The sequence below is a fragment of the Acidiphilium sp. JA12-A1 genome (assembly GCF_000724705.2).
Taxonomy (GTDB): domain Bacteria; phylum Pseudomonadota; class Alphaproteobacteria; order Acetobacterales; family Acetobacteraceae; genus Acidiphilium; species Acidiphilium multivorum.
This window is the reverse complement of sequence record NZ_JFHO01000048.1, coordinates 46,103-63,365: the sequence shown is the minus strand read 5'-3', so window position 1 is coordinate 63,365 and position 17,263 is coordinate 46,103. Positions and strand designations below refer to the sequence as shown.

General features: G+C 66.7%; 18 protein-coding genes, 1 tRNA gene and 1 other RNA gene. 7 read left to right on the top strand and 13 right to left on the bottom strand.

The genetic code is table 11. From position 1 onward, the window contains the following. Window positions 1-555: transposase (locus RT91_RS09865; RefSeq protein ID WP_035187068.1), on the top strand; the 555-nt coding region annotated here is incomplete at its 5' end. A gap of 262 nt (window positions 556-817) precedes the next feature. Here RT91_RS09865 and RT91_RS09860 read toward each other — a convergent pair. From RT91_RS09860 to RT91_RS09835, 6 genes are all read right to left on the bottom strand, one after another. Next, window positions 818-1,396 carry a DUF4337 domain-containing protein gene (locus RT91_RS09860; RefSeq protein WP_231295250.1) on the bottom strand — a complete coding sequence of 193 codons (579 nt, stop codon included), beginning with the start codon at window positions 1,394-1,396 and terminating at the stop codon, window positions 818-820. A 58-nt stretch (window positions 1,397-1,454) separates the two neighbouring features. Further along, window positions 1,455-1,530 (bottom strand) — tRNA-Phe (locus tag RT91_RS09855). Window positions 1,531-1,623: 93 nt separating this feature from the next. Beyond that, window positions 1,624-1,887: a cell division topological specificity factor MinE gene (minE, locus tag RT91_RS09850; protein ID WP_007421981.1), complete on the bottom strand. Its 264-nt coding sequence runs from the start codon at window positions 1,885-1,887 to the stop codon at window positions 1,624-1,626. Continuing rightward, complete coding sequence (minD, locus tag RT91_RS09845; protein ID WP_007421982.1) at window positions 1,884-2,699, bottom strand: septum site-determining protein MinD; 816 nt, start codon at window positions 2,697-2,699, stop codon at window positions 1,884-1,886. The genes minE and minD overlap by 4 nt, the downstream gene beginning before the upstream one ends. A 10-nt stretch (window positions 2,700-2,709) precedes the next feature. After that, window positions 2,710-3,447 (bottom strand): septum site-determining protein MinC, encoded by a 738-nt coding sequence (gene minC / locus RT91_RS09840; protein ID WP_035187073.1) that lies wholly within the window; start codon window positions 3,445-3,447, stop codon window positions 2,710-2,712. A gap of 165 nt (window positions 3,448-3,612) precedes the next feature. Further along, complete coding sequence (locus tag RT91_RS09835) at window positions 3,613-4,593, bottom strand: Gfo/Idh/MocA family protein (protein ID WP_007421984.1); 981 nt, start codon at window positions 4,591-4,593, stop codon at window positions 3,613-3,615. A gap of 91 nt (window positions 4,594-4,684) precedes the next feature. Between RT91_RS09835 and secD the strand changes: the two genes are divergently transcribed. From secD to RT91_RS09820, 3 genes are all read left to right on the top strand, one after another. After that, window positions 4,685-6,265, top strand: a complete 1,581-nt coding sequence (gene secD / locus RT91_RS09830; protein ID WP_007421985.1) for a protein translocase subunit SecD — start codon at window positions 4,685-4,687, stop codon at window positions 6,263-6,265. Window positions 6,266-6,275: 10 nt separating this feature from the next. Beyond that, window positions 6,276-7,256, top strand: a complete 981-nt coding sequence (gene secF / locus RT91_RS09825; RefSeq protein ID WP_035187071.1) for a protein translocase subunit SecF — start codon at window positions 6,276-6,278, stop codon at window positions 7,254-7,256. A gap of 79 nt (window positions 7,257-7,335) precedes the next feature. Beyond that, window positions 7,336-7,806 (top strand): DUF3775 domain-containing protein, encoded by a 471-nt coding sequence (locus RT91_RS09820; RefSeq protein ID WP_035187066.1) that lies wholly within the window; start codon window positions 7,336-7,338, stop codon window positions 7,804-7,806. A 3-nt stretch (window positions 7,807-7,809) separates the two neighbouring features. Here the strand turns inward: RT91_RS09820 and RT91_RS09815 are convergent, their stop codons facing one another. From RT91_RS09815 to ffs, 6 genes are all read right to left on the bottom strand, one after another. Continuing rightward, window positions 7,810-8,526 (bottom strand): SGNH/GDSL hydrolase family protein, encoded by a 717-nt coding sequence (locus RT91_RS09815; protein ID WP_012039739.1) that lies wholly within the window; start codon window positions 8,524-8,526, stop codon window positions 7,810-7,812. After that, window positions 8,504-9,607, bottom strand: coding sequence for an OpgC domain-containing protein (locus tag RT91_RS09810; RefSeq protein WP_007421989.1), 1,104 nt, complete (start codon window positions 9,605-9,607; stop codon window positions 8,504-8,506). Before RT91_RS09810 ends, RT91_RS09815 begins: the two co-directional genes overlap by 23 nt. Beyond that, window positions 9,607-10,197 carry a recombination mediator RecR gene (recR, locus tag RT91_RS09805; protein ID WP_007421990.1) on the bottom strand — a complete coding sequence of 197 codons (591 nt, stop codon included), beginning with the start codon at window positions 10,195-10,197 and terminating at the stop codon, window positions 9,607-9,609. Before recR ends, RT91_RS09810 begins: the two co-directional genes overlap by 1 nt. A gap of 25 nt (window positions 10,198-10,222) precedes the next feature. Continuing rightward, a complete protein-coding gene (locus RT91_RS09800) occupies window positions 10,223-10,546 on the bottom strand; it encodes a YbaB/EbfC family nucleoid-associated protein (RefSeq protein ID WP_007421991.1) in 324 nt (107 codons plus the stop codon). Next, window positions 10,546-12,390, bottom strand: coding sequence for a DNA polymerase III subunit gamma/tau (locus RT91_RS09795; protein WP_035187064.1), 1,845 nt, complete (start codon window positions 12,388-12,390; stop codon window positions 10,546-10,548). Before RT91_RS09795 ends, RT91_RS09800 begins: the two co-directional genes overlap by 1 nt. A 31-nt stretch (window positions 12,391-12,421) precedes the next feature. After that, window positions 12,422-12,519, bottom strand: an RNA gene (gene ffs / locus RT91_RS20520) — signal recognition particle sRNA small type. Window positions 12,520-12,597: 78 nt separating this feature from the next. Between ffs and nudC the strand changes: the two genes are divergently transcribed. The 3 genes from nudC (at window position 12,598) to RT91_RS09780 (ending at window position 15,238) form a co-directional block, all read left to right on the top strand. Continuing rightward, window positions 12,598-13,509 carry an NAD(+) diphosphatase gene (gene nudC / locus RT91_RS09790; protein WP_035187063.1) on the top strand — a complete coding sequence of 304 codons (912 nt, stop codon included), beginning with the start codon at window positions 12,598-12,600 and terminating at the stop codon, window positions 13,507-13,509. An 89-nt stretch (window positions 13,510-13,598) separates the two neighbouring features. Then, entirely contained in the window at window positions 13,599-14,198 is a 600-nt protein-coding gene (wrbA, locus tag RT91_RS09785; protein ID WP_012039745.1) for an NAD(P)H:quinone oxidoreductase, read from the top strand. Between the two features lie 110 nt (window positions 14,199-14,308). Further along, entirely contained in the window at window positions 14,309-15,238 is a 930-nt protein-coding gene (locus RT91_RS09780) for a tartrate-resistant acid phosphatase type 5 family protein (protein ID WP_007421995.1), read from the top strand. Window positions 15,239-15,256: 18 nt separating this feature from the next. Here the strand turns inward: RT91_RS09780 and RT91_RS09775 are convergent, their stop codons facing one another. Further along, window positions 15,257-17,239 (bottom strand): hypothetical protein, encoded by a 1,983-nt coding sequence (locus RT91_RS09775; protein ID WP_240314255.1) that lies wholly within the window; start codon window positions 17,237-17,239, stop codon window positions 15,257-15,259. Window positions 17,240-17,263 lie beyond the last annotated feature (24 nt).

Genomic DNA, 17,263 nt, shown 5'->3' with positions numbered 1-17,263 from the left:
CCCGCTATCTGGATCTCCGATCTCTATGGCGCCCAGCGCGGTCATGCCGATGACTGGCAGATTTGCCTCGCCCACCAACTCCGGGACTGCAAATTCGCGATCGAGGCGGGTGATACGATCTTCGCACCCAGAATGAAGGCCCTGCTGCTCCGCGCCGTCGTGCTGGCGCGGCGCCATCGCACGCTCGCGGACGCTACAAGACGCGCCTGGCGGCGGCGCCTCGACCATGATCTCGACGCCGTCATGGCGCTCGCCCCGATCAACCACCACGGCAGACGATTGCGCCGACGATACGGCAAGGTTCGTGATCATCTCTTCACCTTCCTCGACCACCCGGATATCGCCGCGGACAACAACGGCTCCGAGCGCGAACTCCGGCCTACCGCGACATATCGCAAGGTCACCGGAGGGTTCCGATCCAACTGGGGCGCCGATTTCTTCGCCAACGTCCGATCCGTCGTCGGGACCGCCGCGCGGCACGGCCTTGATGCCTACACCGCTATCAAAAACGCCGTCACCGGAGCATCACTGCCCATCGCCCCCCTACCGGGTTGAGCAGATACACACCGCAGCCGATTGTTCATCAATCGGCAAGAAAATCCGTTCAATCGAGCGAGATTGGCCAATCCAAGTGGCGAGGGCATCGGGATATCGATGCATTGCCGGTCGCTGATCCTTGATATTCGCCTACGAATTCACAGGCCAGGTCCGCTTGGCATCTTCAGACCCTACTGGATCGGATGGATGGCGATGCTGGCCTGATAGGAACGGCATGTATCCCCTGGCCGGTCAACCCCATTACGCCGGATGATGAGGCCTAGACGAACGCCATCACCACCAAACCGGCTAAAAACGACAGGCTTCCCAACGCAGCAGAGGCAAGACCGAACGTGAGGACGTCAGTGACGACGGAAACCGATGCCAGGACGATCGCGATCTGCAGCAGACCGACGACGATTTCGAGAAGGTGGTAACGCTCAAGCTGATGGTCGCGCGCCTCGGTCTGTCGCAGCGCCTGCGCGCGCAGTTGTGCCTTTCCTTCGCGGCCTTGCGGATCGGAGGCTTCCTTGTCTGCCCTTGCTTCGGCCGCCTGCGCCGCGCGGGCTGTTGCAGGGTCGTTGTCCTGGGTGGCAAACGCCTTGAGCAACTGCGCCTGCGAACGTGCGATATCGGCCTTGATCGCCTTGGCCTGGTAAAAGGACCAAGTGTCGTTCACGGCAATCTGCTTCGAGATATAGTCGTTCTGCGCCGATTTCTCGCCCATCTCGCAAATAGCGAGAGCGGCGGCGAGAATGCCGATCAGCAGCGCCATGCGCCGGGCGTGACGGTTTTCGGGGTGTTCGCGCAAATGCTTGTGGCGTTCGAGACTGTCCGTCGCCGTTTCAATACCGTCCATCACGCCGCCATCGGTGTCAGGGTAAAGCGCCAATCATCGGTCTGGGATATTGGGGCAGTGGTGCCCAGGGGCGGAATCGAACCACCGACACTGCGATTTTCAGTCGCATGCTCTACCAACTGAGCTACCTGGGCACGGCGCAATCAGCGCGACGCGGGGTTTAGCCGAAGCCGGCGCGCGCATCAAGTCATCACCCTGCAATAACCGGCGATGGCTGCCGCGCGCGCTCAGTTCTTTACGAGGGCGGCCTCCGGCATCTCGATGTCGATCTCGAGCGTGGACACCGTGCCATCGCGGCCCAGCTTGACGTTCACCTTCTCGCGGTCGATCGATACGTGCTTGGCGATCACGGCAAGAATTTCTTCCTGCAGCACCACGGCGAGATCGGATTGGCCGGAGAGCGCGCGTTCATGGGCGAGCAGGAGTTGCAGCCGCTCGCGCGCAACCGGAGCGGTGCTGCGCGAGCGGGTGAAAAAATTGAACAGGTTCATGCGACCTTCCTGCCGAACAGACGGCTCATCAAGGTCTTCTTTTCGACCGGTGCGGTAATTTCGATCGTCTCGCCCATCAGCCGCCGGGCCGAATCGATATAGGCGCGGGCGGGCGCGGATGTTGGACTGTGCAACGTGACGGGACAGCCGACATTCGAGGCGCGCAGCACGTCCTCGCTGTCAGGGATGATGCCGATCAGAGGAATCGCGAGGATTTCCAGGATATCCTCGACCTTCAGCATCTCGCCACGGGCGGCGCGGCCGGCGTCGTAGCGGGTGAGCAGGAGGTGCTTCTCGATCGTTTCGCCCGCCTCGGCCCGCACGGTTTTCGAATCCAGCAGGCCGATGATCCGGTCGGAGTCGCGCACCGAGGACACCTCGGGGTTGGTCACCACCACGGCGACGTCGGCGTGGCGCATCGCGAGCGTGGCGCCACGCTCGATGCCGGCAGGGCTGTCGCAGATGATCCAGTCGAACTTCTCGCGCAGCTCGCCAATCACCCGTTCGACGCCTTCAGGTGTCAGCGCATCCTTGTCGCGGGTCTGCGACGCGGGCAGGAGCGACAGCGTGTCGACCCGCTTGTCGCGGATCAGCGCCTGCGCGAGTTTCGCATCGCCCTGCACGACGTTGACCAGGTCGAACACGACACGACGCTCGGCACCCATGACCAGATCCAGATTGCGCAAGCCGACATCGAAATCGACCACCACGACATTCTGCCCAGCCTGGGCGAGAGCTGCGCCCAGCGAGGCCGAAGAGGTCGTCTTGCCGACGCCGCCCTTGCCCGATGTGACTACGAGAACCTTCGCCATGAATGAATTCCTATCCCAATGCTGCGAGGCGCAGCTCCTTGTCATCCAGCCAGACCTGCACCGCCCGCCCCTGCAGGCCGGTGCCCCAGTGATCCGCCGTGCGGTAGAGACCGTCGATCGCGAGCAGTTCGGCTGCGAGGCGGGAGCAGAAGATCCGCGCCTCATGACCGTTCGCGAGACCGGCGACGGCACGGCCGCGGAGCGTGCCGTAAACATGGATCGACCCGCCGGCAATAAGTTCGGCGCCCGAGGCAACAGGGCCGATCACCGTGATGTCGCCATCCTCGAAGACGATCGACTGGCCGGAACGGACCGGGCGGTCGATCAGCAGCGACGGGCGGGCCGAAGGAACAAGGGGTGCGGCTGGTGCCTCGACCGCCATGGCGGCTTCGGGTTCCGGAATCTCGATCGCACGGTCGCTACGACCTTCCCGACCCGGCGGAGCGAGATTGACGCCAAACCAGGGCGTTCCGGCCAGCCGCTCCATCTCCACCCCCTCGACGCCGATGATGCGCAGGTCACGCGCCTCGAGCGCCTTGAGAACGGCGGGAAGATCATCGCCGGTCATCGCAAGAAGGGCGAGATTGACCACAACGGGGCGGCCCTCGAAAAAGCCGACGGAGCGCTGGATCTGCCGGTCGAGCGCATCGAGCCAGGCGCCGAAAGGCGATTCCGGCATGACGACCATGGCCATGAAGGTACGGCCACGGATTCGAATCGCAGGAAGCGGAATGGCTGTTTCAGACACGTGACCGACGTAGCGGGCCGCGGCTTGGCGCGTCAACAAGGGATTTTGGAAAAGTCCAGAAGCCAGCGAAACGATCAAGGACAGGACTGGATTTTTCCGGTTGGCCCGCATGCGCCCGATAGATGGCCCGGCAGGCCGCGACTCGGCGTGGCTGCTCCCCTCTTTTCAGTGCCCGCCGATCAGACCCGATGCCTCGGCCCTCGCACGGCTTTCCGCGATCGATCGTCCAACGCCGATCGCCGCCTCCAGCGCGCGACGCCCGGCTTCGGCGTCGACCAGCACCGGTGCGCCGTCCAGGCACGCGGCATGGAACGCGGCGTGCTCGGCGGCCAGCGCATCATGGTCTTCCCAGCCGGCCTGCTCGATGCCGAATTCCTCGAAACCGGGCATCCGCGGACCTCCGCCCTGCCCTCGCCCGACAAGGCTCAGCCGGCGCGCCGCGAAATCCACCGCGAGATAGCCCGCCTCGGAAAATATTCTCATCCGCCGCTCGGTCTTGAGGGAAATTCGGCTCGCGGTGACGGTGGCGACACAGCCGTTCACAAAGCGCACCCGTGCATTGGCGATATCCTCATGCGCGCTGGCGACTGCCGCGCCGACCGCATCGATGCTTTCGATCGGCTGGGCTACCAGGGCGAGAATGAGGTCAAGATCGTGGATCATCAGGTCGAGGATCACCGATACGTCGGTGCCGCGCGGCTTGAACGGGGCGATGCGCACGGCCTCGATATAAAGAGGCTTGCCCATCCGCGCGGCGACCGCGCCGTGGGCGGCGGAAAACCGCTCGAGATGCCCGACCTGGAGCACGAGGCCGCGCTCACACGCGAGGCGCCCGAGGATTTCCGCTTCTTCCACCGTCGCGGCAATCGGCTTTTCGACGAGAACATGACGCCCGGCCTCGAGCGCGCGCCGGGCCAGGGCGAAATGGGAGTCGGCCGGAGCGGCGACGATCACCGCGTCGGACGTCGCGATCAGTTCGTCGAGCGGGCGGACGACACAACCGGCTTCCGCCGCCACCGCCGCGGCACGGCCCGCATCGGGATCGGACACGCCGACCAGATCGGCCCGCTCGGAAGCGGCCGTCTTCAACGCATGGTAGCGGCCGAAATGGCCGACCCCGATCACACCAACCCCGAGTTTCTGCATCACTTTCCGTTCCCGACCGCAGCGGGCTTGCACCCGCAAGCCGAGGCCGCCATACCACCCATGCCTTGCCGTTGGGAGCCCTTCGCCTGTCATGCTTTATTTCACGCGCCTGAAAACCACCCTGATCGTGCTGTTCTGCGCGATCGGCGTGCTGCTCACGCTGCCGAACCTGATCAAGCGGCCGGTGCCGGGCATTCCCTGGCCACAGATCCATCTCGGCCTCGACCTGCGCGGCGGATCCTACCTGCTGATGCAGATCGACATGAACGCCGTCGTGAAGGAGCAGCTTGCGAACCTGACCGACGAGGTGCGCCACGCCCTGCTCCAGGCCGATATCGGCTATACCGATCTCGGCGGGGACGTTGCAGCGCGGCGGGTCCAGTTCAATCTCGTCAAGCCGGGCGAGGCGCCGAAGGTGCGGCAGATCCTCGCGAAGCTGGTCTCGCCGGTGGCGGCGGCCGGCGGCGCGCCGGATCTGGACGTGAAGGTGTCGGATGCCGGAGCCGCAACGCTGACCCTCTCGCGCCCGGCACTGATCGCCAAGCAGACGCAGGCCATCGCCCAGTCGATCACCATCATCGGCCGCCGCATCGACGGCAGCGGCGTGGTGGACCCGCAGATCGCGCGGCAGGGCGCGGACCAGATCGTCATCCAGTTGCCCGGCGTGTCCGACCCGAACCAGATCAAGAAACTGCTCGGCAAGACCGCCCACATGACCTTCCACATGGTCGCGGAGGACGTGAACCCGGAGACCAAGACGCCGCCGCCTGGCGTCGAGATCCTGCCGATGAGCGATGGCAGCGGCCGGAAGCTCGCGATCCGCTCGCGCGTCGCGGTCGACGGCGCGGACCTGACCAACGCCCAGGCCGGGCAGGACCCGCAGAGCGGGCAGTGGGTGGTGAACTTCACCTTCAACAGTGTCGGCGCCCGCAAATTCGCCGACATCACGACCCATAACGTCGGCAAGCTGTTCGCCATCGAGCTCGACCGCAAGATCATCGAGGCGCCGGTGATCCGCACGCCGATCGTCGGCGGGCGGGGACAGATTTCGGGCAGCTTCACGGCCAAGAGCGCATCCGACCTCGCCCTGTTGCTACGCGCCGGGGCCCTGCCCGCCCCGCTCAAGGTGGTCGAGCAGCAGAGCGTCGGGCCGGAACTCGGCGCCGACGCGATCCGCGCCGGCATCGTCTCGCTGGCGGTGGGCTTCGTGCTGGTCATCACCTTCATGGCGAGTTTCTATGGCCTGTTCGGCTGGTTCGCGAACATCGCCCTCGTGGTCAATCTGCTGCTGTTGATCGCCGTGCTGTCGCTCATGGGGGCGACGCTGACGCTGCCGGGCATGGCGGGCATCCTGCTGACGCTCGGCATGGCGGTGGACTCGAACGTGCTGATCAACGAGCGCGTGCGCGAGGAGGTCAAGCTCGGCCGCAAGCCGCTCGCGGCGCTGGAGGCCGGCTACAAGCGCGCCTACGGCACCATCATCGACAGTAACGTGACGACGCTGCTGGCCCACATCATGCTGTTCATCTTCGGATCGCCGCCGGTGCGCGGCTTCGCGGTGACCATCTGTGTCGGCATCATCACAACCCTGTTCACGTCGACCGTGCTGGTCCGGCTGATCACGGCGCGCTGGTATGTCGCGCGCCGTCCCGCCGCGCTGCCGGTTCTCTGAGGCCCGCGCCATGAAGTTCCTCACCCGCCCCGCCTTCCGCCTGGTGCCGGACGGCACGCGCATCCAGTTCATGAAGGGACGGTTCATCGGCCTCGCGGTCTCGGCCATTCTCTCGACCGCGTCGGTGATCCTGTTCTTTCATCCCGGCCTCAATCTCGGCCTCGATTTCCGGGGCGGCGTCGTCATTCAGGTGGCAACGCCGCAGAAGCCGGACTTCACCAGGCTGCGCACGGAACTCGCGGCCGTTCACCTCCCCGGTGCCTCGCTGCAGAGCTTCGGCGGCGACAAGGGCGTGCTGATCAGCCTCGAATCCCAGGACAATGCGAAGGATACGCAGAAATCCCTCGCCGCCGCGGAAGGGGTGGTGAAGCAGAACCTGCCCGGTGCGAAGATCCTCTCGACCCAGGCGATCGGCGCCTCGGTCTCGGCGACGCTGTTCCAGCAGGGGCTGATCGCGCTCGGGATCAGCTTCCTGATGATCCTGGTCTACATCTGGTTCCGCTTCGAGTGGCAGTTCGCCGTCGGCGCGGTGGCGACGCTGATCCTCGACGTGACCAAGACGATCGGCTTCATGGTCATCACCCGCCTGCCCTTCGACCTGGTCACCATCGCCGCGATCCTGACCGTGATCGGCTATTCGACCAACGACAAGGTCGTAGTCTATGACCGGATGCGGGAAAACCTGCGCAAATACAAGACCATGCCGCTGCGCGAGCTGATCGACCTGTCGATCAACGAAACCCTCAACCGCACGCTCGGCACATCCAGCACGGTGTTCCTCGCCGCCCTGCCGCTTGCCCTGTTCGGCGGCGCCTCGCTCTCCGGCTTCGCCTGGGTGATGCTGTTCGGCATCGTCGTCGGCACCTCGTCGTCGATCTATATCGCGGCGCCGATCCTGCTGCTGCTCGGCGAGCACCGGTTGCGCCGGGGCAACCCGAAAGTCGCCGACGATCCGACCGTCGCGAAGGACACGGCCCGCGCCTCGCGCTGAGAGACTCGCCTTCCGGAGGACTTCAAACCCAAAGGCGCAATGCACAGATCCGGAGTCGCACCGATGAGGAGACCCCGCCATGGCCGATCCGGATCGTGACAGGAAACGCGTGATCGACACCGAGGAACCCGAGCCGGTTCCGCTCGAAATCGCGCCCGAGCATGTCGCCTTCATTATCCTCAAGGCACGCGCCGTCGAGGCCCATCTGCCGCCGGTCGAGCCGGAGGAAGAGCCCGAAGCGGGCACGCCTCCGCCCGAGGAGGAGACCGATATGCTCGACGAGCAGGCCGGCGATGAAAGCGAGACGGAGTTGCGGGAGGCCATCGACCTTCTGTCCGACGAGGCCGCGACCGACCTGCTGGCTCTCTTTCTTGTCGGCCGCGGTGATTTCGGCAGGGACGAGTGGGCCGACGCCCGCGCCCAGGCGGCGGAGCAGATCAACGGCAACCTTGCTGATGACCTGCTCGGCGAAACCGGCCTCGGCGACATGCTCGAGGAAGGGCTGAACGCGCTCGGCTATGCGCCCGAGGCTCTCGAACCGGACGCCTGAACGCTATTTCACCGCAGCGACGATCGAATCGGCCAGCGCCGCCGCGGTGCAGGCATAGCCCCGATCGTTCATGTGCATGCCATCGGCGGCGAGGAAACCGGAGGGATCGGCGCCGGCGCGCGCCCAGGCGCGCATGAGCACATCGCGCGAGAACAGGCCCACCCGGTAGCGCCGGGCCAGATGAGCAAGGGCGGCGTTGATCCGCGCATTGTCGGGCGAGTGCAACAGGCGGCGCGACCGCTGGTTATCCATCAGCACCACATCGAGATTGGCTGCGCGAAGTCTGCGCAATCCCTGCTCCACCAGAGCGGTGAACCGGTCCGGTGATTCGCCGCGCATCGCCGCATTGGCGCCGACCTGCCAGATGACCAGCACGGGCCGCAGGGCGAGCACATCGCGCTCCATCCGGCGGTCCTCGCGCAGCGCGTCCTCGCCGCTGATGCCGCGATTGATCACGCTGATCTCCGCGTCCGGCAACCGGTCGCCAAGGTCGTCCTGCAACATCGCGGGATAGGAATCGCCGATGTCGTGCGCCATCGCCCCCCAGGTGGATGACGAACCGATCGCCGCGATCACGACCGGCTGGCCCTGGTGGATCGCGGCCCGCAGATGCGGCAGACGCAGATATTGCACCGGCACGGTCGGGCAGGACGGCGCGGCCGCCGCCGTCCCGGCCAATGCGAAAAGCAGCAGGAGACTAGGAAACAGACGGTTTGGCATCTTTCACCCTGTACCAGGCGGCGATCGCGGCGACGCCGAGCAGCGCGGCGAGACCGGCGAGATTGACGACGATCTGCATCGCCCAGCCGTCATCGGTGTCCATCACGATGCGACCGGCATAGGAGAGCAGGATACTCGCGCAATAGGTTGGCAGGCCGTACTGGCCGATCAGGACGAAGACGCGGGCGAGGCGGCTGCTCAGAAACCGTCCTTCGGCGCGGACATGGCGGGAGGCGAGCCAGGCAAGCGAGAGAATGGAGGCCAGCCGGTACGGATGCAGGCCGGTCTTGTCGATATTGCTCACGAATGGCTTGAGCAGTGGCGGGATGTGCTTCGCGAGGGACGGCTCGATCCATGTGGTCAGCAGGATCGCGAAGCCGATCAGCAGCAGCACGACCGCAACCGCATCGGTCGCGAGAACGGGCAAATCCGGCTTGCCATAGCGCGAGAACAGCATGCCGAGGACGAAGAGCAACTGCCAGGTGAACGGGTTGAAGTACCAGCCGTGGCCACTGTGGGTCGGCAGGTTCCAGCCATAGATCCGTGCGCCGGCATAGAGCGCGAAACTGAGCACGAGCAGTGCGCGCGGAAAGCGCAGCATGAAGAGCAACGGCGCGATGCCGCCCATGATGGCGACATAGAGCGGCAGGACATTCAGATAGGCCGGCTGGTAGAGCAGCGGCACGGCCTCGATGATCGCCGAAAGCGGCTTCGCAACCAGATGATCGATTCCCACCCCGGAAATGTATTGCGGCCGCGCGAACCAGATGGCCGCAAGCGCAACCTGCGCTGCGAACAGCACGAAGAGGAAAATATGCGCGATATAGAGCGTCCAGGCGCGCTTGAGCATGTCGGCCGAGGCGGAAAGTGGCCCCGCGCGATCCATCTTGCGGCCATAGACAAGGGCGGCGGCAAAGCCGGCAAGCAGGATGAAGATTTCCGTCGCGTCGTTCAGTGCGAGGTTGCGCACGGTGAAGCGGGCCAGCGTGTCGTGCGGGATATGGTCGAGAAAGATGCAGAACAGCGCGATGCCGCGGAAGAAATCGACCCTGAGGTCGCGCCCGTCGCGGACGAGTTGCATCATCCGGCAGCGCGGCGGGCGGAAAGCGCGAGGGCGAGTGTGCCCTCGTCGAGGATTTCGATACTGCCGCCGACGGGAACGCCCTGGGCAAGCCGGGTAACGCTCACGCCACAGGTTGCGAGCCGTTCGGTGAGATAATGCGCGGTGGCCTGGCCATCGACGGTGGCCGGCAGGGCGAGAATCACCTCGCGCACCGATCCGTCGAGCCGGGCGACGAGTCGGTCGATGCCGAGATCTTCGGGGCCATGGCCGGCAATGGCCGACAACAGGCCGCCGAGGACATGATAGCGGCCGCGATAGACTGCCGCGCGTTCCAGCGCCCATTGATCGGCCACCGTCTCGACCACGCAGATCAGCGGTTCGCGGGCGGCATCGGCGCAGATCATGCAGGGTTGTTGGGAATCCAGTCCGCCGCAGGTCGGGCAGACGGCGACGCGCTGGCAAGCGGCATCAAGGGCCGCGATCAGCGGCAGCAGGCGCTGCTCGCGCTCGGCCATCAGCCGCAGCACGATGCGCCGCGCCGAACGCGGCCCGAGACCCGGCAGCCGCGCCATCAGCCCGACCAGCCGCTCGATCTCCGGGCCCATCATCGCAGGAATATCCGCCTATGCAGCCTCAGAACGGCAGCTTCATGCCGGGCGGCAGCGAAATCCCGCCCGTCACTTTCTGCATTTCCTCGGCAGCGAGGGTTTCCAGCCGCGACTTGGCGTCGCGATGGGCGGCGACGATCAGGTCCTGAAGCATCTCGGCATCGTTCGGGTCGATCAGCTTGGGATCGATCTCGATCCCCTTCATCTCCCCCTTGCCGGACAGCGTGACCTTCACCAGGCCGGCGCCGGCCTCGCCCCGGATTTCCATGGCTTCGAGACGCGCCTGCATCTCCTGCATGTTCTGCTGCATCTGCTGGGCCTGCTTCATCAGGCCGGCGAGGTTCTTCATCAGTCGATCTCCATGGCATCGGCGATATCGTCGTCGGAAATCGGCGGGACATCGTCGAAGCGGTCATCATCCATCACGGGCGGCTCCGCAAGGGCGGGCGGCGCGTCGACCTCGACGCTCGCGATCTTCGCCCCAGGAAACGTCTCGAAGATGGCCCTGACCAGCGGATGGTCGAGTGCCTCGTTGCGCGCCGTCTCGCGTGCCGTGGTTTCGGCCTCGACCATGCTCGGTGCGCCGGCGGCGCGGGATAGGGCGATGGTCCATCGCCGTCCGGTTTCCGCCTCGAGAAACCTGGCGAGGCGGGACGAAAGATCGCGAGGCGCCTCGGGGGTAAGGTTCAGTTCGATCACCGGCGGCGCGAACCGCACCAGCCGGGCATCGTGGCGGAGATGGGCATAGAGCAAGGCGTCCCGCTTCTCGCCGGCCAGGGCAATCACGTCCTCGAACCGGGCAAGGCGCGGGGCCGTTGCCGGGGCGGTCTCGGCCGGCGCGACCGGGGCGCCGTTCACCACCGCCCTTGGGGCCGGGCCGGGCGCGGACGCGGGCGCGGCATTGCCGCGGGCCACCGTCCCCTCGCCAGACAGGCGCCGAACCAGTTCGCCGGGTGGCGGCAGGTCGGACACGTAGCAGAGGCGGATCAGGATCATGTCGGCGGCGGCGCGCCGGTCGGTCGCCTGCTCCACCTCGGCGACGCCCTTGAGCAGCATCTGCCAGAGGCGGCCGAGAAACGGCACCGAAAGCCGCGCGGCCAGCGGCGCGCCGCGGGCGCGGTCGAGCTCGGGCAATTCGCTGCCCTCGGCCAGAGCCGGGATCGCCTTCAGGCGCGAGAGCGTATGGGCGAGGCCGAGCAGATCCTGCATCACCAATACCGGATCGGCGCCGGCTTCATGCGCGCGGTCCATCACGCCGAGCGCACCGGCCGGATCGCCGGCGGCGACGGCCTCCAGCAGATCGAAGACCATGCCGCGACCGGCCAGGCCGAGCATGTCGGCCACCAGTTCGGCCGTGACCGGCGCCCCCTCATCGGCCCGGGCGATCGCCTGGTCGAGCAGGGAGAGCCCGTCGCGCACCGACCCGTCGGCGGCGCGCGCGACGGCGTCGAGCGCGCCACCTTCGACCGCGACCGCCTCCTTCTCCGCGATGCGGGCAAAATGCGCGGCCAGCACATCGACCGGCACGCGCTTGAGGTCGAAACGCTGGCAGCGCGAGAGCACGGTGATCGGCACCTTGCGGATTTCCGTGGTGGCGAACACGAATTTCACGTGCGGCGGCGGTTCCTCCAGCGTCTTGAGCAGCGCGTTGAACGCGTTGCGCGAGAGCATGTGGACCTCGTCGACGATGAACACCTTGGTGCGGGCGATCATCGGGCGGAAGCGCGTCGCCTCGATGATCTCGCGCACGTCGTCGACCCCGGTGTTCGAGGCCGCGTCCATCTCCACCACGTCGGGGTGGCGGTCGGCAAGGATCGCGACGCAGTTGTCGCACACGCCGCAGGGATCGGGCGTGGGACCGCCCTGCCCGTCCGCCCCGGTGCAGTTCAGCGCGCGGGCGAGGATCCGCGCCGTCGTCGTCTTGCCCACACCGCGCACGCCGGTGAGCATGAAGGCGTGGGCGATGCGGTTCATCGCGAAGGCGTTGCGCAGGGTGCGGACCAGCCCGTCCTGGCCGATCAGGTCGTCGAAGGTGGTCGGGCGGTATTTGCGGGCGAGGACGCGGTAGGACTCGGCATGGACCGGGGCGGCGGCCTCGGGCAATTCGTCGTCGCCGAACAGCGACGGTCCCGGCGGCGGCGGCTCGGACCTGGGCTGATCGTCCGTCTCGTCGTCGTCGAACAGACCGGCCATGCGCCTCCGATGAGCTGGGCTGGATTGAGAGGTGGGAGACCGGAACCGCGACCCGTGCGGAAACTCGTTGCGGCTGCTGCCTTCCGGCCCTGACCGGGTTGGCGAGGCGCCCGTCCGCGACCGGCCTCCCGCTTTCCATATCTATCCTTTGAAGCCTCTTTGCAAGGCCGGCTTGCCGGCACCGTGGACCGGTGCCACCTTCCCGCCATGCACGATATTTCGCTCCCTTCCGCCCTGCTCTACAGCTCCGCCCGGCTCGACCGCGCCAGCCACCGCCGCACCGATGCCGACTGGCTGGCCGCGGCCCGCGCCGATACGGGCGCCGGCTTCGTCGCCTACTGGCGCGGCAAGCTGCTGATCGCTCCCGAACCGGAACCCCGCGCCGTGCTCGATGCCCCGCCGCGCGAGGACGCGGGGGAAGGCGTCTTTCTCGGGCTGATGAACGGCAGCCCGGTCTTCGCCGTCGATCTTTCGGCACATGACGCGCCGCTCGATGCTTTGCACCGTCCGCGCGGCGCGTTTCTCGAACTGCGCGGGCTGACTGCAACGCTGCCGGCCGAGGAGGCCGGGCTGCTCGCCACAGCGCGCGGCCTGCTCTACTGGCAATCCCGCCACAAATTCTGCGGCGTCTGCGGCGGCGCCTGTGCTCCCGAACGCGGCGGCCACACCATGCGCTGCGCGCAATGCGGCACCGAGCATTTCCCGCGCACCGACCCCGCGGTGATCATGCTGGTTGCGAAAGGCGACCGCGTGCTGCTCGGCCAGTCACAGAAATTTCCGCCCGAGCGGAACATGTTCTCGACCCTCGCCGGCTTCGTTGAACCGGGCGAAAGTCTCGAAGATGCGGTGCGCCGCGAAACCCTTGAAGAGGTCGGCGTTCACGTGGGAACGGTTTCCTATACCGGCAGCCAGCCCTGGCCGTTTCCGGCCTCACTGATGCTGGGTTTCCGTGCCGAAGCGGTGAGCGAGGCGATCACGCTCGACGCCGAGGAAATGCGCGCCGCCGCGTGGTTCACCCGTGCGGATCTCGCGAACCGCCGCGAGGCGGGCTTCAACCTGCCGCCACGGGATTCGATCGCGCGCAAGCTGATCGAGGACTGGATTGCCGAGGAGCATTGAACCAGACACCGAATTGTCATCAGATAACGTTTGATATCGAACGAATTGCGTCGTATAGCGGGCGCATCACAACCTGACGGAGAGTCGAAATGGCGAAAGTTCTTGTGCTCTACTACAGCACCTGGGGCCATGTTGAGACGATGGCCAAGGCCGTGGCGGAAGGGGCGAAGGCCGCCGGAGCGGAGGTGACGCTGAAGCGCGTGCCGGAGACCATGCCGGAAGACACCGCGAAGGCGATCCACGCAAAGACCGACCAGGACGCGCCGGTCGCAACGCCGGCGGAACTCGCCGACTACGACGCGATCATTTTCGGCACGCCCACGCGCTTCGGCAACATGTGCGGCCAGATGCGCAATTTCCTCGACCAGACCGGCGGCCTCTGGGCCAAGGGCGCGCTGATCGGCAAGGTCGGCTCGGTCTTCGCCTCGACCGGCACGCAGCATGGCGGCCAGGAAACCACCATCACCTCGTTCCATACCACGCTGTTCCATCACGGCATGATCGTGGTCGGCGTTCCGTATTCCAACCCGGAGCTGACCAACATGAACGAGATCACCGGCGGCACGCCGTATGGCGCAACCACACTGGCCGGCGCCGACGGTTCCCGCCAGCCGAGCGCCAACGAACTCGCCATTGCCCGCGCGCAGGGCAAGCATGTCGCCGGGATCGCCGCAAAGCTCGCCGGCTAAACGGACGAACGGGCGGCGCCGCAAGGGCCGCCCTTTGTCCCCGTCTTGTCATATGACTTCACCGAGACAGCGGGGTAGACGGGGGCCGAATTGATCGATGGAGGTCCCGCATGACAATATCCCGCCGCGGTTTTCTGGGCACCGGCGCCGAACTCACGGCCGCCTCCCTGCTTGCCGCCGCGCCGGCCGCGCATGCCGGAACGGCCGATGCATTTCGCTTCCTCTCGATCGGTGACTGGGGCCGCGACGGCGCGCATCATCAGCGCAACGTCGCCCAGGCCATGGCTGATCGGGCCGCCGCCGATTCGCCGCGCTTCATCCTTTCGCTTGGCGACAATTTTTATGAATCCGGTGTGAAATCCGTCAACGATCCGCAGTGGAAAACCAGCTTCGAGGACGTCTACGATCAGGCCTCGCTGCAGCGCCCGTGGAAAGTAATCCTCGGCAACCATGATTATCGCGGCAACGTGCCCGCGCAGATCGAATATTCGAAACGCTCGAAGCGCTGGCAGTTGCCGGCCCGCTACTACACCCACACCGAAACGCTGCCCGGCGGCGGCGAGGCGGAGATCTTCTTCCTCGACACCTCGCCCTTCATCCGCAAATATGTTGGCACAGTCACCGATATTTCCGGGCAGGACCCGCACGCCCAGCGCGCCTGGCTCGATGATGCGCTCGGTCGATCAGCCGCCCGCTGGAAGATCGTGGTGGGGCATCATCCGCTCTACACCGCCCTTGGCGGACCCGGCCACGACCAGCCCGACCTGATCGCGGCACTCGAACCGGTCCTGCGCCGCCATGGCGTGAAGCTCTACATCAACGGCCATGACCACTCGATGCAATATGTCGAGATGGGCGGAGTTTCCTACGTGACCAACGGCGTCGGATCGGAAATCTACGATCCAGGCACGCCGAGCCGCGCGGGATTCTGCCTTGGCGCACATGGCTTTCTGACGACGTCAGTCACACGCGAGGCGATTGCGTTCGCCTTCATCGACATGGACGGCAAGACGCGTTTCGCGAAGTCCATCTCGGCCTGAGGTCGTCGCGCCGCCGGCTCACGCGCGCTCGCGCCACCAGCCGGCGACAATCAGCAGAAGTCCAAGAAGCACGCCCGGAATTGCCGGTGGCAGTTTCACATCACGCTCACCGGTCACGATGCTGGCATGGCGTCGCCGGTACAGCCCCTGCCAGCCTGGCGCCGGGTCATGTGCGAGCCAGACGATCCGCCCGCCGCTGCGGCGCGCGAGCGGCGCGAAAATCCGGCTGCTCGCGGCCAGATCCCGCTGCTCTGCCGGATCCTCGTCCGCGGCGGCGGCATAGGCGGTGCGGCCGCCGCCGGCAACCCGCCACACACCGGGCCCGCCGGCCGACAGGGAGGCCGCAAACCTCCCGGGCGCAGTGCGGTGCAGCGCGATGGTCATGGTCCGGCCGTCCGGCGCCGTCACCGTCACCGAACCTGGGGGGCCATCCGGCCCGATCCGGCGTATGCTCAGCCGCCCCGCCGCAATGGACGCATGCAACTGACGCGCCGCAAGTGACGGATCGCCGAGCAGCCAGTGGACCGTGCGACCAAGCAGCGCCGCCGCCGGCCCGCGCATCGCCGCATCGCCCGCCAGCGCGCCGCGTGCCCAAAGCCAGAATTGATCGGAAAGCAGCATTGCGACCCGCCCCTTGCCCTCATGCGCAAGAACGAGCAGCGGCGCCGCCACGCCCGGCACGCGAAGCAGCGTCACGCCGCGGCGCCGCTGCACCGTTTCGTAGCGATACCAGGGACCGAGTGAATCACGCGCGAAACGGGCGGTCACCGGGTCGCGCAGCCCTTCACGCGTGAGCTGGGGCGTGAAGGCGCCAGTCACCGTGCCGGCACCATAGGGGCGCACCGGGAGGATCGGCCCGAGCGGCGAATCGGCGATCGACCGGTTCCCTTCGAATTCCGGCCCGGCCTCGACCAGCAGCGCGCCGCCGGCGCGGACATGGCGCGCGATATTCGCGAGATAGGGCGGCAGCAACAGATCATCATTCGCGAACTGGTCGAGAATGATCAGGTCGAACTTTCCGATATCCCGGTCGAACAACTGGTCCACCGGAAAGGGAATCAGCGCCATGTCCCGCAGCGGCGCCGGCATCGGCTCGTCGGGCAGGCGGAGGATGGTGAAATTCACCAGCCGCACGGCGGGATCGGATTTCAGCAGCAGCCGCCAGGCCCGCAGCCCCGGATTGGGCCGGCCGGCGATCAGCAGCACCGTCAGCCGCCGCCGCACGCCATCGAGATGGAACACCGCCTGGTCATTGGTGCGGGACACCTCACCCGCCAGCGGCGCCGCCGACACCGCAACGACCGCGCGCCCGGCATGCGAGACGTCGAGCGGCACTGTCTCCGTCTGTCCCACCCGTGCGCTGACCACATGGACCGTGTGCCCATCGACCGAGATGCCGACCGGAACCGCGGTGCCGCGATCCTCGACGCCATGGTCCCGGACGACGAAACGCAGCGTCACCTTGTGGCCGACCAGCCCGTAGCGCGGTGCTGAAATCAGGCTCAGCGCCCGATCCGTCTGGCCCGGCGCGGCGGGGATCAATGCCGAGACAGGCACGCCGTCGGGCAGTCGGCTCGGCGGTGCGTCGGTGGCTTCGCCATCGGTGATGGCGACGATGCCCGCGAGTTCCCCGGGCGGAATTCCGGAGAGCGCCGCCTTCAGCGCGGAGAAAAGCGGCGTTCCATCATGCCCGTCGCCGGCGACGGCAACGGTGCGGAGGGTGACACCTTTCGGCACCGTGGCAGCAAGATGCCGATAGGCGGCAGCGGCAAGCGCCGCGCGCCGCCCGATCGCCATCGAGGGTGAGCGGTCGCGAATGACCACGATCGTGTCCGGCAAGGGCGCGGTCGTGCGCACCTGCCAGCGCGGTCCGGCCAGCACGGCAAGCAGGAAGAGAAGGCCGGCGAGTCGCAGCCAGGCGCCGCGCGCCCGGCGAAGCAGGCCGATGCCGCCGAACGCGAGCGCAATCGCGGCCAGTCCCGCAATCAGAGGCCAAGGCACCAGCGGCRCMAGCGGCGCAAAGAC